The sequence below is a fragment of the Streptomyces sp. NPDC101166 genome, assembly GCF_044768125.1.
Taxonomy (GTDB): domain Bacteria; phylum Actinomycetota; class Actinomycetes; order Streptomycetales; family Streptomycetaceae; genus Streptomyces.
Map to the genome: position 1 here is coordinate 456,601 of NZ_JBIWPF010000002.1, position 23,680 is coordinate 480,280.

The 23,680-nt window shown below is 70.8% G+C and carries 19 protein-coding genes and 1 pseudogene; 13 read left to right on the forward strand and 7 right to left on the reverse strand.

Annotated features, from left to right (window positions below):
- Positions 1-110: 110 nt before the first annotated feature.
- Positions 111-1,454, reverse strand: a complete 1,344-nt coding sequence (locus ACIRS4_RS06385; RefSeq protein ID WP_404190787.1) for a radical SAM protein — start codon at positions 1,452-1,454, stop codon at positions 111-113.
- Positions 1,455-1,599: 145 nt separating this feature from the next.
- On the opposite strand from ACIRS4_RS06385, the gene ACIRS4_RS06390 reads away from it, so the two are divergent.
- The 9 genes from ACIRS4_RS06390 to ACIRS4_RS06430 all read left to right on the forward strand — a co-directional run bounded on the left by ACIRS4_RS06390 (position 1,600) and on the right by ACIRS4_RS06430 (position 13,181).
- Positions 1,600-2,844 carry an FAD-binding protein gene (locus ACIRS4_RS06390; protein ID WP_404190790.1) on the forward strand — a complete coding sequence of 415 codons (1,245 nt, stop codon included), beginning with the start codon at positions 1,600-1,602 and terminating at the stop codon, positions 2,842-2,844.
- Between the two features lie 138 nt (positions 2,845-2,982).
- The gene (locus tag ACIRS4_RS06395) at positions 2,983-4,215 is read left to right on the forward strand and encodes an ROK family protein (protein WP_404190793.1); all 1,233 of its coding nucleotides are present in this window, start codon (positions 2,983-2,985) and stop codon (positions 4,213-4,215) included.
- Between the two features lie 179 nt (positions 4,216-4,394).
- The gene (locus tag ACIRS4_RS06400) at positions 4,395-5,651 is read left to right on the forward strand and encodes an ABC transporter substrate-binding protein (protein WP_404190796.1); all 1,257 of its coding nucleotides are present in this window, start codon (positions 4,395-4,397) and stop codon (positions 5,649-5,651) included.
- Between the two features lie 20 nt (positions 5,652-5,671).
- A complete protein-coding gene (locus ACIRS4_RS06405) occupies positions 5,672-6,637 on the forward strand; it encodes a carbohydrate ABC transporter permease (RefSeq protein WP_404190798.1) in 966 nt (321 codons plus the stop codon).
- Complete coding sequence (locus tag ACIRS4_RS06410; RefSeq protein ID WP_404190801.1) at positions 6,634-7,530, forward strand: carbohydrate ABC transporter permease; 897 nt, start codon at positions 6,634-6,636, stop codon at positions 7,528-7,530. Before ACIRS4_RS06405 ends, ACIRS4_RS06410 begins: the two co-directional genes overlap by 4 nt.
- Before the next feature lie 43 nt (positions 7,531-7,573).
- Positions 7,574-10,444 (forward strand): glycoside hydrolase family 2 TIM barrel-domain containing protein, encoded by a 2,871-nt coding sequence (locus tag ACIRS4_RS06415; RefSeq protein ID WP_404190804.1) that lies wholly within the window; start codon positions 7,574-7,576, stop codon positions 10,442-10,444.
- A 138-nt stretch (positions 10,445-10,582) separates the two neighbouring features.
- Positions 10,583-11,578 (forward strand): ATP-binding cassette domain-containing protein, encoded by a 996-nt coding sequence (locus tag ACIRS4_RS06420; protein WP_404190807.1) that lies wholly within the window; start codon positions 10,583-10,585, stop codon positions 11,576-11,578.
- A complete protein-coding gene (locus tag ACIRS4_RS06425) occupies positions 11,578-12,381 on the forward strand; it encodes an ABC transporter permease (protein ID WP_404190810.1) in 804 nt (267 codons plus the stop codon). Before ACIRS4_RS06420 ends, ACIRS4_RS06425 begins: the two co-directional genes overlap by 1 nt.
- Positions 12,382-12,386: 5 nt before the next feature.
- The gene (locus ACIRS4_RS06430) at positions 12,387-13,181 is read left to right on the forward strand and encodes an ABC transporter permease (RefSeq protein ID WP_404190812.1); all 795 of its coding nucleotides are present in this window, start codon (positions 12,387-12,389) and stop codon (positions 13,179-13,181) included.
- A gap of 25 nt (positions 13,182-13,206) precedes the next feature.
- Here ACIRS4_RS06430 and ACIRS4_RS06435 read toward each other — a convergent pair whose 3' ends face one another.
- Positions 13,207-13,818 carry a hypothetical protein gene (locus ACIRS4_RS06435; RefSeq protein WP_404190815.1) on the reverse strand — a complete coding sequence of 204 codons (612 nt, stop codon included), beginning with the start codon at positions 13,816-13,818 and terminating at the stop codon, positions 13,207-13,209.
- 105 nt (positions 13,819-13,923) lie between these two features.
- Between ACIRS4_RS06435 and ACIRS4_RS06440 the strand changes: the two genes are divergently transcribed.
- Positions 13,924-14,496: a TetR-like C-terminal domain-containing protein gene (locus tag ACIRS4_RS06440; protein ID WP_404190818.1), complete on the forward strand. Its 573-nt coding sequence runs from the start codon at positions 13,924-13,926 to the stop codon at positions 14,494-14,496.
- An 11-nt stretch (positions 14,497-14,507) separates the two neighbouring features.
- Here the strand turns inward: ACIRS4_RS06440 and ACIRS4_RS06445 are convergent, their stop codons facing one another.
- The 3 genes from ACIRS4_RS06445 to ACIRS4_RS06455 form a co-directional block, all read right to left on the reverse strand.
- A complete protein-coding gene (locus ACIRS4_RS06445; protein ID WP_404190821.1) occupies positions 14,508-14,882 on the reverse strand; it encodes a VOC family protein in 375 nt (124 codons plus the stop codon).
- 51 nt (positions 14,883-14,933) lie between these two features.
- Positions 14,934-16,685: a DUF2264 domain-containing protein gene (locus ACIRS4_RS06450; protein WP_404190824.1), complete on the reverse strand. Its 1,752-nt coding sequence runs from the start codon at positions 16,683-16,685 to the stop codon at positions 14,934-14,936.
- 129 nt (positions 16,686-16,814) lie between these two features.
- Positions 16,815-17,858 (reverse strand): rhamnogalacturonan acetylesterase, encoded by a 1,044-nt coding sequence (locus tag ACIRS4_RS06455; RefSeq protein ID WP_404190826.1) that lies wholly within the window; start codon positions 17,856-17,858, stop codon positions 16,815-16,817.
- Positions 17,859-18,050: 192 nt separating this feature from the next.
- Here ACIRS4_RS06455 and ACIRS4_RS06460 point away from each other — a divergent pair, with 192 nt between their 5' ends.
- Complete coding sequence (locus ACIRS4_RS06460; RefSeq protein WP_404190828.1) at positions 18,051-19,739, forward strand: rhamnogalacturonan lyase B N-terminal domain-containing protein; 1,689 nt, start codon at positions 18,051-18,053, stop codon at positions 19,737-19,739.
- Positions 19,740-19,754: 15 nt separating this feature from the next.
- Here the strand turns inward: ACIRS4_RS06460 and ACIRS4_RS06465 are convergent, their stop codons facing one another.
- Complete coding sequence (locus tag ACIRS4_RS06465) at positions 19,755-21,167, reverse strand: RICIN domain-containing protein (RefSeq protein WP_404190831.1); 1,413 nt, start codon at positions 21,165-21,167, stop codon at positions 19,755-19,757.
- A gap of 1 nt (position 21,168) precedes the next feature.
- Positions 21,169-22,287: a family 43 glycosylhydrolase gene (locus ACIRS4_RS06470; RefSeq protein ID WP_404190834.1), complete on the reverse strand. Its 1,119-nt coding sequence runs from the start codon at positions 22,285-22,287 to the stop codon at positions 21,169-21,171.
- A 287-nt stretch (positions 22,288-22,574) separates the two neighbouring features.
- Between ACIRS4_RS06470 and mmuM the strand changes: the two genes are divergently transcribed.
- Both mmuM and ACIRS4_RS06480 read left to right on the forward strand, forming a co-directional pair.
- Positions 22,575-23,519 carry a homocysteine S-methyltransferase gene (mmuM, locus tag ACIRS4_RS06475; RefSeq protein ID WP_404190837.1) on the forward strand — a complete coding sequence of 315 codons (945 nt, stop codon included), beginning with the start codon at positions 22,575-22,577 and terminating at the stop codon, positions 23,517-23,519.
- Positions 23,520-23,550: 31 nt separating this feature from the next.
- Positions 23,551-23,680: pseudogene (locus ACIRS4_RS06480) on the forward strand (homocysteine S-methyltransferase family protein); the annotation flags it as partial.

The following is a 23,680-nucleotide window of genomic DNA, read 5'->3' on the forward strand; positions in this document are numbered from 1 at the left end:
TGACAAGCGCCCTGTTCAGATGTCAGGACAGGGCGGACATGCCGTGGTTCCGGTTTCCCGTACCCCTTCTTACGGACGGGGGTCGCCCTGTGTTCAACGCCGAGGCGACGTCATCCGCCGACGTGCCCGGGCTCCTCGGCGACCGGGGCTCCCCGCTCCGGCAGGCTGTCCATGAAGGAGCTCACGGAGAACACCGCGCGGCCGGGTCCGGGCGGGCCGTAGCCGGGGGGCGAGGAGAGCCCGAAGTCGTCCATGGTGGCCCGGTAGGCCTCCAGCAGCCGGATGTGGTACTCCAGCGGCGCGCCCTGCGGATTGGCCTTGCCGAGCGGGGTCGTGGGCTCGGGGCACCAGGTGGTGAACCGGGGCGTGATCCCGTGCGACATGAAGAAGCGAAGGCCCTCGGTGGTCGAGGCGATCGCCTCGTCGACGGTGGTGAAGCCGAACGGCTCGGCCATCTCCACGCCCGCCACGAAGTTGGGGATGACGTTGCGCGCGCCGAAGACCTCGGCCGAGTCGAGGATCCGCTTGTGCCACTCGTCGCGGCCGACGTAGCGCTCCTTGCCGGGGCAGTACAGCTCGAACAGCCTGCGGTCCCACACCTCGTAGTTGGGGTGGTAGATCTGCACCCCGTAGTCCTTGAAGCGCTGCACGTCGTCGCGGGGCAGCGCCTGGGCGACGACCTTGCCGATCCAGCGGCCGGGGAAGCGCTCCTCGATGGCCTTGGCGTAACGGCCGTAGAAGTCGGCTTCGTCGTGGCCGCCGACGGTCTTGGTGATGGCGCCGCCGGTGAGGGTGTAGGCGGTGGAGGCCTTGGCGGTGTCGTAGCGGTCGATGATCTCCAGCGCTTCCAGGACCTCTTCCACGTCCTTGACGCCGGTGTACGGCCGGCCGGCCGCCTTGTGCTGGCGCCAGTTGTGGTTGATGTCGCAGTACTGGCACTCCTCCTTGGCGCCGAAGTACTGGCAGACCCGGAAGACGGTCAGGTAGATCAGATAGCCCCACTGGATGGTGGGGGCCACCTCCATGACGGACTTCCCGTTGGAGAGGGTGTGCCGGTAGTACTCCGGCATGGGCGGCACGCCGACGTCGGCGATGCGCCGGCCGTCGAGGTAGAGCCCGAGCAGCCCCTCGTCGTCCGCCGCCACCCGGTACGGCGAGGACGGGTTCACGCGCACGGACACCACCGTGCGGCGCAGGTCGTAGGGGCCGCCGGTGAGGATGATCTCCTCCGGCGGGCGCCTGAGCGCCGCCTCGCCCAGTTCGGGCAGGGTGCCGTGGTCGAAGGAGAAGATGAAGTACGACTTCGGCTTCACCTCGCCCGACTCGTTGTCGCTGAGGGCGGAGGGGTCGAAGGCCACTCCCCCGCGCAGCAGGTCCTCCTTGAAGACGGCCTCCCGCGGAACATGCGGAAACCGCTCCATCAGATCCTCGACCAGCGCGGTACGGCTGCCCATCCGTCTCTCCTCCCGGCTCAGGCGTACGACTCCTCACGGTATGCCCCGGGGCGGACGAGGGTGGTGGCGGGGGGCCCGGTGTCGCCGGCGAGGTAGGTTTCACCTGGGAACTCGGGGTTCTCACCGGCTCGGGAGGGGCGACCGCATGACGCAGAGCGTGAGGAACTGGGCGGGCAACATCACCTTCGCGGCGAGCGGCACGCACCGTCCGCGCACGCTCGAGGCGCTGCGCTCGCTCGTGGCGTCCGCCGCCCGGGTGCGGGTGCTGGGCAGCGGGCACTCCTTCAACCGGATCGCCGACCCGGGGGCGGACGGGGTGCTGCTGTCCCTGGACGCGCTGCCCACCGAGACCGACGTGGACACGGCCGCCCGCACGGTGCGGGTGGGCGGCGGCGTGCGGTACGCGGAGCTGGCCCGCCGGGTGCACGCGCGGGGGCTGGCGCTGCCCAACATGGCCTCGCTGCCGCACATCTCCGTGGCCGGTTCGGTCGCGACCGGCACGCACGGCTCGGGGGTGCGCAACGGCTCGCTCGCCGCCGCCGTGCGGGAGGTGGAGATCGTCACCGCGGACGGCTCGGTCGTCACCTTCGGGCGCGGGGACGAGCGGTTCGGCGGGGCCGTCACCTCGCTGGGCGCGCTCGGGGCCGTCACCGCGCTCACCCTGGATCTGGAGCCGGCCTTCGAGGTCGAGCAGCACGTGTACACCGAACTCCCCCTGGAGGGGCTGGACTTCGAGGCAGTGGCGGGAGCCGCCTACAGCGTGAGCCTGTTCACCGACTGGCGGGCGCCGGGATTCAGGCAGGTGTGGCTGAAGCGGCGTACGGACCAGCCGGCGGCGGCGTTCCCGTGGGCCGCTCCGGCGACCCGGGCGCTGCACCCGGTGCCGGGGATGCCGGCGGTCAACTGCACCGAGCAGTTCGGGGTGGCGGGGCCCTGGCACGAGCGGCTGCCGCACTTCCGGGCGGAGTTCACCCCGAGCAGCGGCGAGGAACTGCAGAGCGAGTACCTGCTGCCGCGCGTGGACGCGCTCGGCGCGCTGCGGGCGATCGACGGCGTGCGGGAGACGGTCGCCCCCGTGCTCCAGGTCTGCGAGGTGCGCACCGTCGCCGCCGACGAGCAGTGGGTGAGCCCCGCGTACGGCCGTGACTGCGTCGCCGTCCACTTCACCTGGATCGCCGACGCCGAGGCGGTGCTGCCCGCGGTCCGCGCGGTGGAGGCGGCGCTGACGCCGTTCTCACCGAGGCCGCACTGGGGGAAGGTCTTCGAGATGCCGGCCGCCGAGGTGCGCGGCCGCTTCCCGCGGCTGGGCGACTTCGCGAAGCTGGTGCGGGAGACGGACCCGGCGGGGAAGTTCACCAACGCGTTCGTCCGGGACGTCCTTTCCGGCTGACGTCGCCACGCCCGCCCGCCACTTTGTACACCCCCTTTCCTAACCCCTTGTAGAACCCGGTGGCGCGTCATAGCCTGGCGCGGCGCCGGTGCCGTCGCGACGCCGGTGGGCAACGGAAGGGATGGAGGGCCCGAGCCGGTGAAGCGCACGTCACGTGACATTAGGACCGCGAACCGCTACGAGGTGCTGCGCCAGATCATCGCCAGTTCGCCCACCTCCCGGCAGGAGCTGGCCGCCGCCACCGGTCTGAGCCTCGCCACCGTCGCCACCCTCGTCGGCGAACTGCTCGACCTGCGCATGATCACCGAGGTCGGGTTCGAGGACTCCGCGGGCGGCCGCCCCCGGGGCCTCGTCGCCGTCAACGCGTCGGGGGGCGCGTTGATCGGTGTGGACATCGCCGAGACGTACGTGCATGTCGAGCTGTTCGACCTGGCGCTGAACGTGCTGGCCCGCGCCGAGGAGGACATGCGGCCCGGCGAGAGCAGGCCCGAGCAGGTGGTCGGCCATGTCGCCACCGCGGCCGGTTCGGTGGTCGCCCAGGCCGGGGTGGAGGCGGCGCGTGTCCTCGGCGTCGGGGTGAGCGTGCCGGGACAGGTCGACCGGGACACCGGCGTCTGCGAGTACGCACCCAACTGGGACTGGCACGACGTGCCCTTGCTCGACCTGCTCTGCGAGCACATCGCCTACCCGCTCTACCTGGACAATCCGCTGCGCGCCTGCGCGGTGGCGGAGCTGTGGTTCGGGGCCGCGCGCGGACACGGGGACGCCGTCGTCGTGAACCTGGGCACCGGGGTGGGCGCCGGGCTCGTCCTGGGCGGGGGTCTGCACCGCGGGGTCAGCAACAGCGCCGGGGAGTGGGGGCACACCACGCTCGTGCTCGACGGCCGGCTGTGCCACTGCGGCGACCACGGCTGTGTGGAGACCTACATCGGCGCGCCCGGCATCATGCAGAACCTGCGCGAGCTCAGCCCCGACAGCACCCTGCTGCACCCCGAGGACCAGACGGCGACCATCGACGCCCTGGCCCGCGGGGTCGCCGCCCACGACCCGGTGGCCGTCAAGGTGGTGCGCGACACCGCCCGCTATCTGGCGGCGGGCATCGCCGACCTGGTCAATCTGCTCAACCCCGAGGTCGTCGTCCTGAGCAGCTGGGTCGCCGTACGGCTCGGGGAGCCGTTGCTGCGCGAGGTCCGCGAGGCCGTGTCCCGGCACGCGCTGCGCCGGCCGCTGGCCTCGACCGAGATCGTCCTGTCCCCGGTCCCCACCGACCCCGTCTGCCTGGGCGCGGCCACCTTCGCGCTCGAGGGGGCGCTCCAGGCCGTCGGGCAGCGCAGACGCCACGCCTCCAGACCCGATCCCGCCGTGGGCTAGCGCCGCCCGCGTCCGGTATCCCGAACGTCACACAACGCTTCGTACAGACTTCGTCCAACCCCTTGCCGAAGCCTTAGCCGAAGGTTAACGTCCCGCACCGCAACGCCATTCAAGCCATCTGGCGCTGAAGCCGTGTGAGCCGCAGCCGTACTCGAGACAAGGACGTCAGCATGTCGGCAATGAGCAACAGCAACTTCTCCCGCCGTTCACTCTTCAGGGCCGCCGCGGGCATGGCCGCCGCCGGCTCCCTGGCCGCCTGCGGCGGCAACAACGGGCGGGGCGGCGGGGCCGGTTCGGGCGTCAACCTGACGCAGTTCTTCCACGCTTACGGCGAGGCGGGCACCGAGCAGGCCATCAGGAAGTACGCGAAGGCCTACGACAAGGCCAATGTGACCACGCAGTGGATCACAAGCGCCGACTTCGAGAGCAAGCTCTTCGCGACGCTGCTCACCAAGAACGCGCCCGACATGTTCGAGTTCCACCCGCAGATCCAGATGGTCAAGAGCGGCCAGGTGGCGGACCTGACCGACATCATCACCCCGGTCAAGGACGACTTCAATCCGGCCGACATCAAGTCGCACACGGTCGACGGCAAGATATACGGCGTCCGGATGATCGACGACCCGCAGTTCTTCTTCTACCGCAAGTCGATGCTGGAGAAGGCCAAGGTCGACGTCCCGACCACGTTCGACGAGCTGATCGAGGCCGCCGCCAAGCTCACCACCGGCAAGGTCAAGGGCCTGTACATCGGCAACGACCTGCACAACGTCATCAACCCGATGATCTGGTCGGCCGGCGCCGACACCCTCGACGAGAAGAACCAGATCGCCTACCACACCCCCGGCGTCATCGAGGGCATCACGAAGATGCGCAAGCTGTTCACCAGCGGCGACCTCCTCCTCGGCGCTCCGACCGAGTCGTGGGACCCGTCCTCGTTCAACCAGGGCCTGTGCGCCATCCAGTGGTGCGGCATGTGGGCGATGCCCGCGATCCAGAAGGCGCTCGGCGACGACTGGGGCGTGTTCCCCTTCCCGAAGACCGTCGACTCGGGCAAGCCGTCGGTCTACAACGGCGGCTGGTCGATGTTCGTCAACGCCAAGGGAAAGAACGTCGACGCGGCCAAGGAGTACGTCAAGTGGCTGTGGATCGACCAGAAGCAGTACCAGGAGGACTGGGCCACCTCCTACGGCTTCCACATCCCCCCGCGCACCTCGATCGCCCAGAGCGCCACCAAGCTCAAGTCCGGCAACGCCGCTGAGGGCGTCAAGCTCTTCAACGAGTTCGGGCACTTCGACAACATCGGCTGGACCCAGGCCATGATCACCGCCCTCGAGGACGTCTTCGCCAACAGCGTCCGCAAGAACATGGCCCCGGAGGCCGCACTCGACAAGGCCGACACGGCCGTCAACCGCGAACTCAAGAAGCTGTTCGGATAGACCGCGGGACGGACCACGACATGTCGACGACCAAGACGCGTGTCCTCGCGCCCCCCGCCCCGGTGCAGGCCTCATCGGCCAAGCCGCGGCGGGGTATGCGGGGCAGCCCCACCTTCAACTTCTGGCTCTTCTGCGGGCCCTTCCTGATCGGCCTGGCGATCTTCGTCTATGCGCCGATCCTCTGGAGCCTGTGGCTCAGCTTCTTCGAGGCCCGCTTCACCGTCACACCTGACAAGTTCGTCGGCTTCGACAACTACGTCTACATGCTGACGAACGACGACTTCGTCGGCTCGCTCGGCACCTTCACCGCCTTCGCCGCCTTCATCGTGCCCACCACCTGGGCCCTCTCGCTGGGCCTGGCCCTGCTCGTGAACCGGCTGCGCTTCATGCGGGCGTTCTTCCGGTCGGTCTTCTTCCTGCCGACCGCGTGCAGTTACGTGGCCGCCTCGCTGATCTGGAAGATGTCCATCTTCAGCGGGGTCCGCTTCGGCCTCATGAACACGGTTCTCGGCTGGTTCGGGATCGAGAACATCGCCTGGCTCGCCGACCCCAACCCGCCCTGGTACTGGCTGGTCATCGTCACCGCACGCCTGTGGCTGCAGTCCGGCTTCTACATGATCCTCTTCATCGCGGCGCTGCAGAACATCCCGGACGAGCTGTACGAGGCCGCCTCCATCGACGGCGCCAAGCCCGGCTGGCAGACCTTCCGCTACATCACCCTGCCCCAGCTGCGCGCCACGTCCACCGCGGTGATCCTGCTGCTGCTCATCGCCGCCTACCAGGCCTTCGACGAGTTCTTCAACCTCCTGTCGAAGACCACGTGGGGCCGTCCGCCCCTCGTCGAGCTGTACTACAAGGCTCTGGGCGAGAGCCAGGACTACGGTTCCGGCAGCGCGGGCGCGGTCATCCTGACCGTGCTGATCTGCGCCGTGACCCTGCTCCAGGGCAAGCTCATGGGCTTCGGAAGGGGGGACGAGTCCAAGTGACCACCACGATGCCCGAGGCCGACAAGGCCGCGCCGGAGGCGGGCGAGCCCCGCCGCGTCAAGCGCGGCGGCGGCGTGATGAGCTCGACCGGGCTGTACATCGCCACCGGGATCTCCGCCTTCTTCTTCCTGATCCCGTTCTACCTGCTGGTGCGCAACGCACTGTCGACCGACGCCGAGATCACCGGAGAGAACTGGAAGTTCTTCCCCACCGACATCCAGTGGGGCAACATCAGCGAACTGTTCACCGACGAGACGGTGCCCTTCGCCCAGTCCCTGTGGAACTCGGCGGTCGTGGCCACCCTGCACACCGCCGGCGTCCTGCTGGTGTGCTCCCTCGCGGGGTACGCGCTCGCCCGCATCCCGTACAAGCACGCCAACAAGGTCTTCTACGCCGTCCTGGGGACCCTCATGGTCCCGACCGCCGTCACCTTCGTCCCGAGCTTCGTGCTGGTCTCGTCACTCGGCTGGGTGGACACCTACCGGGGCCTCATCATCCCGGGCCTGTTCAGCGGCTTCACCTGCTTCCTGTTCCGGCAGTACTTCCTGGGCTTCCCCAAGGAGCTGGAGGAGGCGGCGCGCGTGGACGGACTCGGCTACTGGGGTGCGTACTGGCGCATAGTGGTACCCAACTCGCTGAACTTCTTCGCGGCGATGGCGACGATCACCTTCATCGCGGGATGGAACGCCTTCCTGTGGCCCCTGGTCATCGGCCAGGACCCGGGATCGTGGACCGTCCAGGTCGCGCTCTCCAACTACATGACGAACCAGACCGTCGTCTTCCACATGATCTTCATGGCCACCGCCTTTTCGATCCTGCCCCTGATCTTCGTGTTCCTCTTCCTCCAGCGCTGGCTGGTGCAGGGGATCGCGCAGACCGGCATCAAGGGTTGATGCCGGCCACCCCGACCGCCCACGATCGAGCATCTGGAGTCCGATGTCCTTCCCCACCACCACGGCCGTCGACTACGTCGAGGACGTCTCACCGGGGAGCGGGGCCCTCGCGCCCCGCGCCTGGTACGCGTCCTCCGACGCCGGTTCCCTCTCACTCAACGGCAGCTGGCGCTTCCGGCTGTCGCCGACCGCCGACGCCCAGGACGACTCGTTCGCCGCCGAGGGATACGACGCCGGGGACTGGGCCGAGGTCACGGTCCCCGGGCACTGGGTCCTCCAGGGCCACGGCTCCCCCATCTACACCAACCACCTCTACCCGTTCCCGGTCGACCCGCCGCGCGTCCCGACCGAGAACCCGACCGGTGACCATCTGCGCGTCTTCGACCTGCCGGAAGACTGGCCCGCCCTCTCGGAGGGCGGCGCCGTACTGCGCTTCGACGGCGTGGAGTCCTGCGCCCGGGTCTGGCTGAACGGCACGGAGATCGGCGAGTTCAAGGGCTCACGGCTGCCCCACGAGTTCGCCGTCGGCCCGCTGCTGAAGACCTCCGGCAACGTGCTGGCGGTCCGCGTCCACCAGTGGTCGGCGGGCTCCTACCTGGAGGACCAGGACCAGTGGTGGCTGCCCGGCATCTTCCGTGACGTGACACTGCTGCATCGCCCGGCGGACAGCGCGGGCGACTTCTTCGTGCACGCCTCCTACGACCACCGCACGGGCGAGGGCACGCTGCGCGTCGACTCCGACGTCGAGGGACGCGTGATCGTCCCCGCACTGGACATCGATGTCGCGACGGGCGAGCCGGCCACCGCCCGGGTGGAGCCGTGGACGGCCGAGACCCCCCGCCTCTACGACGGTGAGCTGGTCACCGCCGGCGAGCGCGTCCCCCTGCGCATCGGATTCCGCACGGTCGTCCTGGAGGACGGCCTGATCAAGGTCAACGGCCGGCCCGTGCTGTTCAAGGGCGTCAACCGGCACGAGTGGCACCCGGAGAAGGGCCGCTCGCTCGACCTGGAGACGATGCGCGAGGACGTGCTGCTGATGAAGCGGCACAACATCAACGCCGTCCGCACCTCGCACTACCCGCCGCACCCGGCCTTCCTCGACCTGTGCGACGAGTACGGCCTGTGGGTGATCGACGAATGCGACCTGGAGACCCACGGCTTCGTCGAGCAGGACTGGCGGGACAACCCCGTCGACGACGACCGCTGGACCCCGGCCCTGCTGGACCGCGCCGCCCGCATGGTCGAGCGGGACAAGAACCACCCCTCGGTGGTGATCTGGTCCCTGGGCAACGAGGCCGGCACCGGGCGCGGCCTGACCGCGATGGCCGAGTGGATCCACGGCCGCGACGCCTCCCGCCTCGTGCACTACGAGGGCGACATCGACTGCCGTGACACGGACGTCTACTCGCGCATGTACGCCTCCCACGAGGAGGTCGAGCGCATCGGACGCGACCTCGACGGCGGCACCCATCGGCGACGCGAACTCCCCTTCATCCTCTGCGAGTACGGCCACGCCATGGGCAACGGCCCCGGCGGCATCGCCGACTACCAGCGGCTGTTCGAGGCGCACGAGCGGCTCCAGGGCGGCTTCATCTGGGAGTGGATCGACCACGGCGTCAAGGACGACCGCTACGGGTACGCCTACGGCGGCGACTTCGGCGAGGAGCTGCACGACGGCAACTTCGTCTGCGACGGCCTGCTCTTCCCCGACCGCGAACCCTCCCCGGGACTCGTGGAGTTCGCGAAGGTCGTCGAGCCCGTCGCGATCGCCGGCGACGGCGCGGACGGCACCGTGCGCGTCACCAACAAGCAGGACTTCGCCGACCTGTCGGCGCTCGCCTTCGACTGGGCCTTCCAGACGGACGGCGAGACGGTCGAGTCGGGCAGCCTGCAGGTGCCCGCGCTGGCGGCCGGCGAGTCGGCCGAGGTGAAGCTGCCGCTTCCGGCGCACGGCGTCCCCGGCGGCGCGGAGACGCGGTGGACGGTACGGGCCGTACTGGCCGAGGACACCGCCTGGGCGTCCCGGGGCCATGTCGTGGCCTGGGGCCAAGTGCTCCTCGCGGAAAGGTCGTCGCCGTCGGTCGCGGCGACGCGCGGCCCGGAGTCCGGCGACGGGGTCATCACCCTCGGCCCCGGCGTCTTCGACGCGCGCACCGGCGCCCTCAAGGAGATCGGCGGGGTCTCCGTCGAGGGACTGCGCCTCGACGTGTGGCGGGCGACCACCGACAACGACGACGGTGCCTCCTGGCAGACGGACGTCCGGCACGCCGAGCTGTGGCGCAAGCTGGGCCTGCACCGTATGCGGCACCGCCTGGACGCGGTGGAGACCGGCGAGGACGCGCTGACGGTCCGCACCCGGGTGGCGCCGGCCGCCTGGGAGGTGGGCCTGGCGACGGTGTACCGGTGGACGTCCGACGGCGACCAGCTGCGGCTGACCGTCTCGGTGAACCCCGAGGGCGACTGGACGGCGCCGCTGCCCCGCCTGGGCGTCCGCTTCCAGCTCGCCGAAGCCGACCGGGTGACCTGGTTCGGCGGAGGACCCGGCGAGGCCTACCCCGACACCAGGGCGGCGTCGATGGTCGGCCGCTGGGAGTCGACCGTGGACGCGCTGCAGACGCCGTACGTCCGGCCCCAGGAGAACGGCGCCCGCGCCGACGTCCGCTGGGCGCGGATCGGCGGTCTGCACATCGAGGGCGACCCGGAGTTCTTCCTCACCGCACGACGCTGGACCACCGAGCAGCTGGACGCCGCGCGGCACCGCACGGACCTGACGCCGGGCGACACGGTGTGGGTCAACCTCGACCACGGCCAGCACGGCATCGGCTCGCAGTCCTGCGGCCCGGGCCCGCTGCCGCAGTACTTCCTGAACGCCGCTCCCGCCGAGTTCTCCTTCGTGTTCTCGGCGGCCGACTGAACCCGTCACGACGCACGGCGTCGTCCGGCGTCGATAAATGGATTGACCGACTGATCGACAATCCGACACGGTGTTGACGACTCCCGCGGCCGGCCGGCTCCCCAGCCGGCCGGCCGCGCTCCTTTGGAGGTTGAACGAGTGAGCGGCACCATCGAGGTGCGCGGCCTGTCCCGCACCTTCCACACCACCGTCCGCCGTCCCGGCTTCTCCGGCGCGCTGCGCTCCCTGGTCGACCCGCAGCGGGTCGCCAAACACGCCGTCAGCGACGTCACCTTCGACGTGGCCGCAGGCGAACTCCTCGCACTGCTCGGCCCGAACGGCGCCGGCAAGTCCACCACCATCAAGATGCTCACCGGCATCCTCACGCCCACCTCGGGCGAGGCACGCGTCGCGGGCGTGGTGCCCTACCTGGAACGCGAGCGCAACGCCCGCAACATCGGGGCGGTGTTCGGGCAGCGCACCCAACTGTGGTGGGACCTCCCGGTGCGCGAGTCGTTCGCGATCCTCAAGGACATCTACGCGGTGCCGAACGCCGAACACGCCGCCAGGCTGGCGGAGTTCGACAAGCTGCTCGACCTGTCGTCTTTCTGGGACACCCGGGTGCGCCATCTCTCCCTCGGGCAGCGGGTGCGCTGCGACCTGGCCGCCGCGCTGCTGCACGACCCGCCCGTGGTCTTCCTCGACGAGCCGACCATCGGCATGGACGTGGTGGTCAAGGAGCAGGTCCGCGAGTTCCTGCGGCACCAGGTCGAGGAACGCGGCAGGACCGTCCTGCTCACCACCCACGACATGACGGAGGTGGAACGGCTCGCCGAACGGGTGGTGCTGATCAACCACGGCCGGCTCGTCCTGGACGGCTCACTGGACGCGATACGCCGGGAGTTCGGCTCCACCTGGCAGGTACGGGCCACCCTCGCCGACCCGCACACCGAGGTCGCGCCGCTGCCGGGCATGGCGGTGCTGCGACGGGAGGGGGCACGGGTCGTCTTCGGCCCCGACGGCGCCGGCGCCCCGACCGTCCACCAGGCGCTGAAGGCCGTCATCGAACGGTACGAGGTGAGCGACATCGCGCTCGACGAGGCCGATCTGGAGGACGTCATGCGGGCGGCGTACGCACAGGCCGGGGACGCGTGATGGCCGTCCTCCACGGATGGCGCGCCGCACGCGTCACCCCGCTCGGCGAGCTGAACACACCGCCCCGGATGACGGCCGCGCTGCTGCGGCTGACCGTGCAGGTGGTGCTGGTGGCGTCCCTGTGGCGCGGCCTGTACGCACAGACCGGCACCACCGCGGGACTCGACCGCGACCAGGCCGTCACCTACGCCGTCATGGCCGTACTGGCCTCCCGTCTGCGGGAGTTGGACCAGTTCGCCGGCCGGGACACCGTGATCCAGCACATGCACTTCGGCACCATCGTCTACTGGTACCTGCGCCCGCTGCCCCCGCAGCGCTACTACGCGCTGCGCGCCCTGGGCGAGCAGGTGTACGGGTTCGCGTGGGCGCTCGGCGGATACGCGGTCTGTCTCGCGGCCGGCGTGGTGCGGCCGCCGGAATCCGCCGCGGTGGCGGGGGTGTTCGCGCTGAGCCTGCTGCTCGGGCAGTGGGTGCTGTACTACGTGATGCTCGCCCTGGACCAGCTGTGCTTCTGGACCCTGCGCAACAACGCGGCGATGCTGATCCTGATCTTCGCGCAGAACCTGCTGTCCGGGGTGTACGCGCCGCTGTGGTTCTTCCCCGGCTGGTTCATCACGCTGAGCACGTTCCTGCCGTTCCAGGCCACGCTGAGCGTGCCGCTCTCGCTGTACGTGGGCCGGACCGAACTGTCCGACGCCCCGCTGCAGTTGGGGATCCAGGCGGCCTGGGTCGTGCTCCTCGCCCTGTTCACCCGGTTCCTGTGGTACCGGGCCGCCCGCCGAGTGATCTCCCAAGGAGGCTGAGGCCCGTGAACGGCGTCCGGATCATGTGGCGGGTCACGCTGCTCAACTTCCGCGCGCAACTGGAGTACCGCACCGAGTTCCTGATGATGATCGCGATCGGCGCGGTCTGGCAGGTGTCGGTGATCGTGTTCGCGACGGTGCTGCTGTCGCGGTTCACCGGGATGGGCGGCTGGGACAGCTCGGACGTCCTGCTGATACCCGCGACGCGGATGCTCGCGCACGGGCTGTTCGTGCTGTTCCTCGGCCGGGTGCACGGTCTGGGCCGGCACATCCAGGAAGGGGTGATCGACACCTGCCTGGTGCGCCCCATGCCGGTGCACCGGCAGATCCAGCTGGCGTACTTCCCGACCAACGCGATCGGCGACCTGACGGTGGCGGCGGGCCTGATGGCGGGCGCGCTCAGCCGCAGCGACCTGGACTGGACGGCGGGCCGGATCTCGTACCTGATCGCCGCCGTGCTCGGCGGGATGCTCCTGGAGGCCGCCCTGTTCACGGCGGTGGCCTGCGCCTCCCTCCGCTTCCCGGCGGCCGACTACTGGGGCCGCTGGCTGGAGGAACTCCTCGGCACCTTCGGCAGTTACCCGCTCAACGTGCTCCCCCGAGCGGTGGGCGGCTTCCTGACGTACGGCCTCCCGCTCGCGTTCGTCGCCTACTTCCCCGCCGCCGTGCTCACCGGCCACACCACCGGCGTCCCCCACTGGCTGGCAGCGGCCTCACCCCTGCTGGGCGTCCTGGCGTACCTGGCGTCCCGCCTGCTGTGGCGCTGGAGCCTTCGGCACTACACCGGCGTGAACGGATGAGACCGCCCGACGGCAGCAACCTGGACTAGCAGTAGCCGTTCAGCCTGAGCCCGGCGGGGGCGACGGTGGGCCAGGGGTGGCCTGCTGCGGTCGCGGCGGCCGATCTCAGGAGGGCGAGGAGCGTGCTTCCCGGATAACCGTGGAACGTCGCGTACGCGGAGCGGTGGTAGCAGCTCCAGTAGCTCACCGCCCGTCGTTCGGTGCGGGCGAAGAAGGCGGGGTTGGCCGTGATGAACTGCCCGTAGGCGAGGGCGTGCCGGCTGTCCGGTGTCGCCAGGTCACGGAGTGCGTCGCGGAGGTCGATCAGGATCTCCACGACGTACTCGCCGGCCAGCTGGACCACGAACGGGATCACCCACGGGTCCGTCGAGGCCACGATCTCCGCCAGGTGGCGCTGTCTGACCCTCCCGTCGTGGTGCCGTGTGTACAGGCAGTGCAGGAGCAGGCGTTGACGCGGTGAGAGCGAGTCCAGCGTATGCGCCGGCGGTTCGTCGTTGTAGAGGCGGCCGGGGAGCGACACCTGCCGGCCCTCCACGGCGACCGAGAACGGCTCGGCCGGCCGGAGGCGGGGAGCGGGCATGACCGCCGAGGCCGCCTCGGCGTCGCCGGCGAGCCCGGCCGGGAACGCCGAGAGCAACGGGTCGCAGGCTCGGGGAGGCGGACGCACATCGCCGGGAGCTCTACACTCCTCGGTGTCGACCCCGACTTCCCCGCCACCGGCCCGAGTGACGAGCGAGACCCCATGCCCCGAGCCGGCCTCACCCCGGACCGCCTGGTCGCGGCCGCCGCCGACCTCGCCGACGAGGTGGGCTTCGACAGCGTCACCGTGTCCGCGCTGGCCCGCCGCTTCGGCGTGAAGGACGCGAGCCTGTACTCGCACGTCCGCAGCCTCAAGGACCTGCGGACCCGCGTCGCGCTTCTCGCCGGCGGCGAGATGATCGACCGGATCGCCGCGGCCGTCGCCGGGCGGGCCGGCAAGGACGCGCTCGCCGCGTTCGCCGACGCCTACCGGGAGTACGCGCTGCGCCATCCGGGCCGGTACGCGGCCACCCAGATCCCCGTCGACCAGGATCTCGTCGCCGACACCCCCGCCTTCCGCCGCACCGCCGAGATCACCTACGGCATGCTCCGCGCCTACGGCCTGGAGGAGCCCGACCTCACCGACGCCGTGCGCCTGCTGCGCAGCACCTTCCACGGGTACTGCGCCCTGGAGGCCGGCGGCGGCTTCGGCGCGCCCCGGGACGTACGGCTGTCCTGGGACAAGGCGATCGACGCGCTGCACCTCGCCCTCACCCACTGGCCCCGTGAGACCTGAGCGACCGCGCATCAGCCGGCGGCCGCCCGCTCCGCCGCGCTGCGCTCCACACAGAACTCGTTGCCCTCCGGGTCGGCGAGCAGCGCCCAGCCCGTACCGTCGGGCCTGCGGTGGTCGGCGACGAGGGTCGCGCCGAGGGCGAGCAGCCGGTCGACCTCCTCGTCACGGGTGCGGTCCTGCGGCTGGAGGTCGAGGTGGACGCGGTTCTTGCCCGTCTTCTTCTCCGGCACCGTGACGAACAGCAGCCCCGCGCCCTCGATCAACGCCTCCGGGTCACCCGGGTTGTCGTCGTCGTGCAAGGGCTGGCCGAAGACCTCGGACCAGAAACTCCCGAGGGCATAGGCGTCAGAGCAGTCGATCGTCACGTGCCGGATTCTCGATGTCATGCGGGGATTGTTGTGCACACGACGACGTGCGGGCAACGAGGTTTCGGCCGGTCAGCAGGGAGTGACCGACCACGAAGGAGTCGTGGACGGGCCGGCGTCCGCGGACGCCTCCGGAGCACTGAACCGGAACCGGGCCACCTTGCCCGAAGACCAGCGGACGTTCAGCTCCCGGGCGTCCCGTCCCTCCCCGGAAACCCGGACGGACACCAGGTCCGTCAGCGGCGCCGGGTCGGGGTCGGCGGTGAGGCGGGCCAGGGCGACGAAGAGGGTCACGGGGGCGTCGTCCGTCGTCCCGGTCAGCGTGGACGTGCCCGACAGGGCGTGCACGGGCAGCAGTTCGGCCCGCTGCCCCTCTTCCGCCGCCCAGCCCGTGACCCGCACCTCGGCACCGGGGTCCGCGCCCGCCACCAGATGGGCGCGGACCTCCGCCGCGCCGTCGGCCACCACCAGGCTGGTGATCTCGGCCCCGGAGCCGACCGCGTGCCGGGACGCCGCCCAGCCCTCCCCCACGCCCAGCGGGACGATGCCCTCACGGTGCGGATCGCCGCCCACGAGGACGGAGTTGTCCGGCGGCGTGCCGCCCGAGGGGCGGGTCGCGGTCGAGTAGGCGAAGCGCGTGTAGTACGGGTCGTAGCGCACGTCCTCGCTCCCGTGGTTGTGCAGTCGCACCAGACCGTCCGAACGGGTGCTCTGCAACAGCCAGTTGGGAGGGGCGAGGGAGGTGACGGCGTCGCCGCGTTCCACCGGACCCGGCTCCTCCGCCGCCGTCCACACCTCGTGCTCCGCAGGGAGGAGGAGGCCGATGAAGCCCTTGCTCGCCCAGTACGGGGAGGCGGGTCCCGAATAGCCCTGCAGCACGGCGGAGTCGGGGCCGTGCCAGCCGAGGGTGAGCAGCCCGCGGGAGTCGACCGCGCCGCGTTCCAGGAAGTACTTCAGCGCGCCCGAGGCCAGCCGGCGGGTCTCGCCGGGCGCCAGCGGGGTGTGCCCGGTCAGCGCGCCCAGCCAGAGGGGTGCGGTCGTCGCGAAGCGGTAGGTGAGGGAGCGGCCCTGATGCAGGGGCGCGCCGTCGCCGCCGAACAGGCGGGCGTAGTCGGCGAGATGGTGCGACAGACGGCCGCCGTACAGGTCGAGGAGCCGGGTGTCGTCGGCGAGCCAGGCGTGCAGCACCGTATAGAGGTGCATGGCCCAGCCGTTGTAGTAGTCGAAGGCGCGGATGGCGCCGTCGGTGTACCAGCCGTCGCCGACGTACCACTGCTCGATCCGTTCCAGGCCCCGGTCCACGGCCTTGCGGGAGGCCTCCGCCTCCCAGCCGACGGACTCGAGGAAGCCGCCCACGGTGACGGGGAACAACTCCCAGTTGCAGGGCCACGGTTCGGCGGTCAGTGCCTCGCTCAGCCAGGCGGCGGCCCGCTGTCGCACGCCGTCGTCCAGGCGGTCCCAGAGCACCTGCCTGGTGAGCCGCAGGGCGAGGGCGATGGACGCCGCCTCGACGAGCGGCTGGGTCCGGTCCTCGATACGGGGCCAGACGCCGGACACTCCGGCCGCGAGTCCGTCGGCGTAGCGCTCGAGGGCCGTCTCGTCGCGGCGGAAGGCGGCGAGGAGGAGGGTGCGGGCGTAGCCCTCCAGGCCGTCGGAGAGGCGGCCCGTCCAGCTCTGCCGGTCGCCGGGGAAGTGGTAGAGCGCGCGGTCGTCGGTCGCGTACGGCTCCACGGCGGCGAGCAGGCTGTCGGCGGCCGCCTCCCAGTGGGCGCGGCTGTAGCCGGTACGGGGACTGAGGGCGCGGTCGGGAGGGGGGAGGTGCATCGGCGGTCGCTTCCGGTAGGGACAAGCGGCGGGACAGAGGGGGCAGAGGCGGGCGCGGGAAGGGGGGCGGAGTCGGGGCGGTCTGGAACCTGAGGGCGCCCCGGTTCCGGTCGGGGCGCCCCCAGGGGTTCATCCCACCCGCACCATGCCCTTCGGCACCAGACGCAGGGCGAGGAGTTCATCGCGGACCAGGCCCGCGTAGACCGTGGCACCGTGCACGGACGTGTGCGTGTTGTCCCGTTTCTCGTTGTACAGGTACAGCGCCTTGGAGCCCTCCACGCCCAGCGACTCCACCAGCGCCTTGGTCTTCGCCGTGAGGTCGACGAGCGGGACGCCCCGCTCGGCGGCGACCGCGCGGATGACGGCCGGGTGGTCGACGCCGAGGCCGTTGACGAGCAGGGCCGTGCCGTTGTTCAGCGTGCCGTCGGCGTTGAACCAGCGGCGCACGATCGGCGTGACGAGGACCGGCTTGCCGTCCTTCTCCCGGACGCCCGCCACCAGCGTCTCCAGGTTCGCCCGGTACGTCGCCTCGTCGGTGGTCTTGTCGTTGTGGGCGAGCTGGATCAGCACCAGGTCACCGCGGCTGATCTGCGGCTGGACGGTGGCCCACAGCTGCGGGTTCCCCAGATAGGTGACCGTACTCTCGCCGGAATCGGCGTGGTTGGCGACCGAGACGCCCTTGTGGAAGTACTGCGGGAGCCGCTGGCCCCAGCCGGTGTAGGGGTCGCCGGGCTGGTCGCAGACCGTGGAGTCGCCGACGAGGAAGATCTGCTGGGTGTGCCGGGCGGGCGTGACCCTGATGCGGTCGAGGGCGGGGGCGGCGCCTGTGAGGGCGAGGTCCAGGCCGTCGCTTCCGGCGGCGCCGGTCGGCTCGCCCTCGGGGGTGCGGACGTTCACCGTGAAGCTGAGGGCGAGCCGCTCCCCGGCGGGGACGGCGGTCTCGGGGAGCAGGGCGCGCCGGGTCTCGCCGCTGATCGCGGTGCTGGAGGCCGCGTCGCCGCCGAGGACCACTCTCACGTCGTAGGTGCCGGGCGGGACGTCGAAGTGGCACGCGGTGGGAGTGCAGCCGGGGGTGCGGGAGCCCGGCGGCCGGGCGGCCTCGGCGGCGGGTGCGGCCGTCAGCGCGGCGGTCAGGGTCAGCGCCGCCAGCAGGGCTGGGGTGAAACGTCTCACTGCGGTTCCTCCGTCAGGCTACCGGTCCTGGCGGCTGGACCGTACCGCCTCTCGCAAGCGCTTTCTAGACCTCGGGACCATTTCGCGGCATTGTCAACTTCCCCACGGCGAAAGCCCTTTCGGAAAATCGATTCAACTGCGACCCTGCCCAGCACACCCGCTCCCCCACACCTCCCGAAGGAGGCACCCCCCATGTCCGGATCCACGCCACGACGGCCGGTCCGACGCCGTACCTTCGTGCTCGGAACCGTCGGCGCCGCCGCGGCCGGCTCGGCCGCACTCGCCGGCCCGCTCGCCGCCCCCGCGGCCGCCGCGGGCTTCGGCTGGACCGACGACGGCTCGCACTACGTCGTCGACACCGGCGCCCAACTGGTGTTCAAGGTCAGCAAGTCCAACGGCGACCTGACCTCCCTGGTCTATCGGGGCGTCGAGTATCAGGGCTACGGCGGCATGAACTCGCACGTCGAGTCCGGCCTCGGCGCCTCCACGGTCACGCTCAGGCAGTCCGGCACGACGATCCTGATCTCCGTCGCGTACGGCACGCTGCGGCACTACTACGCGGCCCGCAGCGGCGAGAACAACGTCTATCTCTGGACCGACAAGACCGACGCCTCCGTCTCCGCCACCCGATACATCGTCCGCGTGAAGAAGGGCCTGTTCCTCAACGACGAACCGGACTCCTACACCTACACGAACAGGACCGTCGAGGCCTCGGACGTCTTCGCGAAGGCCGACGGCCAGACCCGCAGCAAGCACTACTCGAAACTCCGCGTCATCGACTACGACCACGTCGGCTGGTCGACCGGCTCCGTCGGCCTGTGGGTCGTGCGCAGCAACCACGAGAAGGCCTCCGGCGGCCCGTTCTACCGCTCGCTCCTGCGCCATCAGAGCGCCGACGGCGGCGGCCTGTACGAGATCCTGTACTACGGCCAGAACCAGACCGAGGCCCAGCGCTTCGGTCTCCAGGGGCCCTACGTCATCGCCTTCACCGACGGCGGCGCCCCTTCCTCGTCCCTCTTCCCCGGCACCCTGACCACGCCGTGGGCGGACTCGCTCGGCATTCCCGGGTACGTCGGCGCCGGCGGCCGGGGCCGGGTGGCGGGCGTCGGCATCACCGGGCGGAACACGGCGTACCCGTACACCGTCGGCCTGGCGAACGCGACCGCGCAGTACTGGGGCCCGGCACGGGCCTCGGACGGCCACTTCTCGATCGGCGGGGTGCTGCCGGGGACGTACACGCTGACCCTCTACAAGAGCGAACTGGCCGTCCACAGCACGCAGGTGACGGTGTCCGCGGGGGCGACGACCACGCTCAACACGCTCGCGATCCCGTCCTCGAACGACCCCTCCGCCGCGAGCGCGATATGGCGGATCAACGACTGGACGGGCACGCCGAGCGGTTTCAAGAACGCCGACCTGATGACGTACGCGCACCCCTCGGACGTGCGGGCAGCCGCCTGGACCGGCAACGTCGTGATCGGCGACGGCAAGGAGAGCTCCGCTTTCCCCTGCTACCTGTGGAAGGACGTCAACAGCGGCCTGCTCGTGTACTTCAAGCTCACCGCGGCCCAGGCCGCCGCCGCGCACACCCTGCGCATCGGCGTGACGACGGCCTACGCAAACGGGCGCCCGCAGGTCGTCGTCAACGACGCCTGGACGTCGGCGATCCCCTCCCCGCCCGCCCAGCCGAACACGCGGTCGCTGACCAACGGGTCGTACCGGGGCAACAACCACACGTTCACCTACAACGTCCCGGCCGGCGCCTGGCTCACGGACACCGGCCGGTACAACGTGCTGAGGATCAACGTGGTGAGCGGGTCGGGGACGACGGGCTTCCTCAGCGCGGGGACCTCGATCGACGCGATCGACCTGCTGGCCTGACCGGCCGGGCGCCCGTCATGTGCCGCGTGTCCACTGCTGGTTGCTCCCTCCGTTGCACGTGTACGTGATGACGGCGGCGGAGTCGGCGGTGGACGCGCCGTTCACGTCGAGGCACCTGCCGGTCGCGCGGGACTTGACGGTGACGTAGCCGCCGGCCGTGGTGAGGGACCACTGCTGGCCGGCGGCCGTGGCGTCGCAGTTCTCCTGGGTCACCGTGCTCGCGTTCTCCCGCACGCACAGCGAGCTGTTGCGCACCACGAGCTGGTAGTAGCCGCCGCCGACCGATCTCGACCAGTACCTCTGGTTGGCGCCGCCGTTGCAGCTCCACTGCTTGATCTGCGCGCCGGGCCAGAGGGACTGGCTCGTGACGTCCGCGCACTTGCCGCTGTGCCGGGCGGTCAGCGTGCCGTACGCGGCGCTCGCGCCGGTGACGGTGCCGGCGGCCGTGTCGACGGTGACCTCCGGCGACCACGACAGGGACAGCGTGGTCGAGGTCGGGAAGGCCAACGGCAGCCAGACGTAACGCGAGTCGCCGACGGTCCCGCCGAAGGAGTTGCCCCAGCGGTCCCCCAGGTAGAGGTAGGAGGTGCCCGAGGAGCCCTGCACCGGCAGCACGTAGGCGGTCTGTGATCCGTAGGCCGTCGAGTCGCCGACGTTCGCCATGGCGGTCCACGGCCCGGCGATGCTGGTGGCGGTGGCGTACTGCTGCTGGTTGGGGTTCCAGCCGGTCGCGCCGGAGGTCAGCATGAAGTAGACCCCGCCCCGTTTGAACAGCGCCGGCGCCTCGCGGTGCCCGTCGTGCCAGGGGTCGGCCACCAGGCTCGCGACGCCGGTGTAGTCGGCGGTGAGCCGGTAGATCTGCAGGTCGTAGTTCTCGCGGGCGGCGGAGATCATATATCCGGCTCCGTCGGTGTCGACGAAGACCGTGAGGTCACGCGACATGTGCCGGCCGAGCGGGCGGAAGCTGCCCCGCCAGGCGTAGTTCCCGTCGACGGTGTCGGACACGGCAACGGCGGCGCGGGCCTCGCTGTAGTCGACGCCGTTCTCCTTGTGCATCCACAGAACGAACTTGCCGGTGGCCGCGTTGTACATGACCTTGGGCCGCTCGATGTTGGCGTCGGCCAGTTCGGGGGCGCTCGCCTGGGTCAGGACGTGGTTGCGGAACTCCCAGTTCTTCAGGTCGGTGGAACGGTAGGCGTCCACGTACCGGAAGGTGTTGTCGGCGTTGCGGTTCTCGCCGAACCAGTAGTAGTAGGCGCCGACCTTGATGACCCCGCCACCGTGGGCGTGCACGGGGTTGCCCGAAGTGTCCGTGAACTGCGTGCCGTTGGCGATCGTGCGGGGGACGGCCCCGGCCGGTCCGGCGGTGGCGAGGGCGCCGGTGAGCGCCAGACAGAGCGCGAGCAGGACCGCGTGGACGCGTCTCATCTCACGGGGCTCCCTTCGCGGAGTCGGCGACGGGGACGCCGAAGTCGGGGGTGCCGTCCGGCTTCCAGCCCAGGCGCTGGACACGCGTGTGCCGGTTGGGGTCGTTCAGCGGATCGCCGACGATCTCCTTGTACTGGCGGGCGTGGTAGACGAGAACGTCGGTGCGGCCGTCCTCGGCGACCGTGAAGCTGTTGTGCCCGGGCCCGTACTGCCGGGTGGTGTCGTTGCTGGTGAAGACCGGCGTCGGGGATTTGGCCCAGTTCGCGGGGTCCATGAGATCGGCGTCCGCGTCGACGGTGAGCAGCCCCATGCAGTAGTTGAAGTCGGTCGCGCTCGCCGAGTACGACATGAACAGCCGCCCGTTGCGCTTGATCACCGACGGCCCTTCGTTGACCTTGTAGCCGATGCACTCCCAGTCGAACTCCGGTGTGCTCAGGCGCACCTGAGGTCCCTTCAGGGTCACCGGGTCGGCCATCTCCGACAGCCAGATCGCGGTGTTGTTGCCCATGTCGGGTTCGTGCTGCGCCCAGGCGAGGTAGCGGGAGCCGCGGTGGGTGAAGGTGGTGGCGTCGAGCGAGAACGTCTCCCAGGCGGTCTTCAGCTGTCCGCGCTCCACCCAGACGCCCTGGAAGGGATCGCGGTGGCTGTTCTCCAGCACCCAGATGCGGATCGCCCAGATGTCCTCGGCGGGCGCGGAGGCGAAGTAGATGTACCACTTGCCGTCGATGCGGTGGATCTCCGGCGCCCAGATGTGCGCGCCCATGGCGCCGCTCGTGTGCTTGCGCCATATGACGGCTTCGGCGGCCGCCCCGAGGCCCCGCAGGGTGCGGGACCTGCGCAGGATGATCCGGTCGTACTCGGGCGCGGTGGCGGTGAAGTAGTAGTGGCCGTCGGTGTGCCGGTGGATGTGCGGGTCGGCGCGGTTGCGCACGAGCGGGTTGTCGTAGGGGACGGTCGCGCCGGGGCAGGCCGGCGAACTCGCCGCCCGGGCGGCGGTGGCGGACAGGCCCGTGAGGGCGCCCGCGGCCAGGGCTCCCCTCAACAGCAGCCGCCGGCTGGGGGGTTCGGGCGCGGCGGGGTGCCGAGGAGTGGAGTCGGGCCGGGCGTCTTCGCGGCTCATGCGGTCTGCCTTTCTGCAGGTTCCGCCAGTGGGGCGACCGACTGGGGAACCGAGCGGGGGGAACAAAAAGACACAGAAACGTTCGGCATTTCGCACAAGATCTGCCATCCCGAACGCCGAAAAGGTAAGGGCGGGTGACGGCGCGGTCAACGGGTCGCGCGTGACGGACCTTTGCCGACCGGGCGGTCCCGGGGGCCGCCCGGGGCCGGGCGGTCCGCATGCCGGACCGCCCGTTCACGGAGTGGACGATTCCGGCCGTCTCCCCCGGCGTCGACTAGCGTCGGGGCATGACCAGCGACACCTCCTCCCCGTCCGCCCCGCCGCTCGCCGGGGCGCTCGCCGCCGGCGCCGTCGTCCTCGACGGCGGCATGTCCAACCAGCTGGAGTCCGCCGGGCACGACCTGAGCGACGAACTGTGGTCGGCACGGCTGCTCGCCGAGCGGCCGGAGGCGATCGCCGACGCGCACCTCGCCTACTTCGAGGCGGGCGCGAACGTGGCGATCACCTCCAGCTATCAGGCCACCTTCGAGGGCTTCGCGAAGCGCGGCATCGACCGCGCGGAAGGCGCCCGGCTGCTCGCGCTGAGCGTGGAGCTGGCCCGGGACGCGGCCCGCCGGGCCCGGGACAAGGGGGTCGCGCATCCGCTGTGGGTGGCGGCGTCGGTCGGCCCTTACGGAGCGATGCTCGCGGACGGCTCGGAGTACCGCGGCCGCTACGGGCTCACGGTCGAGGAACTGGAACGCTTTCACCGGCCCCGTGTCGAGGTGCTGGCGGCCGCCGCGCCCGACGTGCTGGCGCTGGAGACGGTGCCCGACGCCGAGGAGGCGGAGGCGCTGCTGCGGGCGGTGCGCGGGCTCGGGGTGCCGGCCTGGCTGTCGTACAGCGTCGCCGGCGACCGCACGCGGGCCGGCCAGCCGCTTCAGGAAGCGTTCGCCCTGGCCGCCGAGGCCGACGAGGTGATCGCGGTCGGCGTGAACTGCTGCGCCCCCGAGGACGTCGAGTCCGCCGTGGCGACCGCGGCGCGGGTCACGGGGAAGCCGGTCGTCGTCTACCCCAACAGCGGTGAGTCCTGGGACGCCGACGCCCGCGCCTGGAACGGCAGCTCCACCTTCACTCCCGAACAGGTGCTCAACTGGCGGGAGTCGGGCGCCCGCCTCATCGGCGGCTGCTGCCGCGTCGGCCCGGAAGCGATCACCTCGATCGCCCGCACCCTGCGCGAGGGCGCGCGCTGACGGCGGCGCGGGTCACGGGAAGCCGGCCGTCGTCCACCCCAACAGCGGTGAGTCCTGGGACGCCGGCGCCCGCGCCTGGAACGGCAGCTCCACCTTCACTCCCGAACAGGTGCTCAACTGGCGGGAGTCGGGCGCCCGCCTCATCGGCGGCTGCTGCCGCG

What these genes read in the sequence shown, in the direction of transcription:
- ACIRS4_RS06385 (WP_404190787.1), bottom strand. Translation starts at nt 1,454, where the DNA reads ATGGGCAGCCGTACCGCGCTGGTCGAGGATCTGATGGAGCGGTTTCCG.
- ACIRS4_RS06390 (WP_404190790.1), top strand. Translation starts at nt 1,600, where the DNA reads ATGACGCAGAGCGTGAGGAACTGGGCGGGCAACATCACCTTCGCGGCG.
- ACIRS4_RS06400 (WP_404190796.1), top strand. Translation starts at nt 4,395, where the DNA reads ATGAGCAACAGCAACTTCTCCCGCCGTTCACTCTTCAGGGCCGCCGCG.
- ACIRS4_RS06405 (WP_404190798.1), top strand. Translation starts at nt 5,672, where the DNA reads ATGTCGACGACCAAGACGCGTGTCCTCGCGCCCCCCGCCCCGGTGCAG.
- ACIRS4_RS06415 (WP_404190804.1), top strand. Translation starts at nt 7,574, where the DNA reads ATGTCCTTCCCCACCACCACGGCCGTCGACTACGTCGAGGACGTCTCA.
- ACIRS4_RS06425 (WP_404190810.1), top strand. Translation starts at nt 11,578, where the DNA reads ATGGCCGTCCTCCACGGATGGCGCGCCGCACGCGTCACCCCGCTCGGC.
- ACIRS4_RS06440 (WP_404190818.1), top strand. Translation starts at nt 13,924, where the DNA reads ATGCCCCGAGCCGGCCTCACCCCGGACCGCCTGGTCGCGGCCGCCGCC.
- ACIRS4_RS06445 (WP_404190821.1), bottom strand. Translation starts at nt 14,882, where the DNA reads ATGACATCGAGAATCCGGCACGTGACGATCGACTGCTCTGACGCCTAT.
- ACIRS4_RS06450 (WP_404190824.1), bottom strand. Translation starts at nt 16,685, where the DNA reads ATGCACCTCCCCCCTCCCGACCGCGCCCTCAGTCCCCGTACCGGCTAC.
- ACIRS4_RS06460 (WP_404190828.1), top strand. Translation starts at nt 18,051, where the DNA reads ATGTCCGGATCCACGCCACGACGGCCGGTCCGACGCCGTACCTTCGTG.
- ACIRS4_RS06465 (WP_404190831.1), bottom strand. Translation starts at nt 21,167, where the DNA reads ATGAGACGCGTCCACGCGGTCCTGCTCGCGCTCTGTCTGGCGCTCACC.
- ACIRS4_RS06470 (WP_404190834.1), bottom strand. Translation starts at nt 22,287, where the DNA reads ATGAGCCGCGAAGACGCCCGGCCCGACTCCACTCCTCGGCACCCCGCC.
- mmuM (WP_404190837.1), top strand. Translation starts at nt 22,575, where the DNA reads ATGACCAGCGACACCTCCTCCCCGTCCGCCCCGCCGCTCGCCGGGGCG.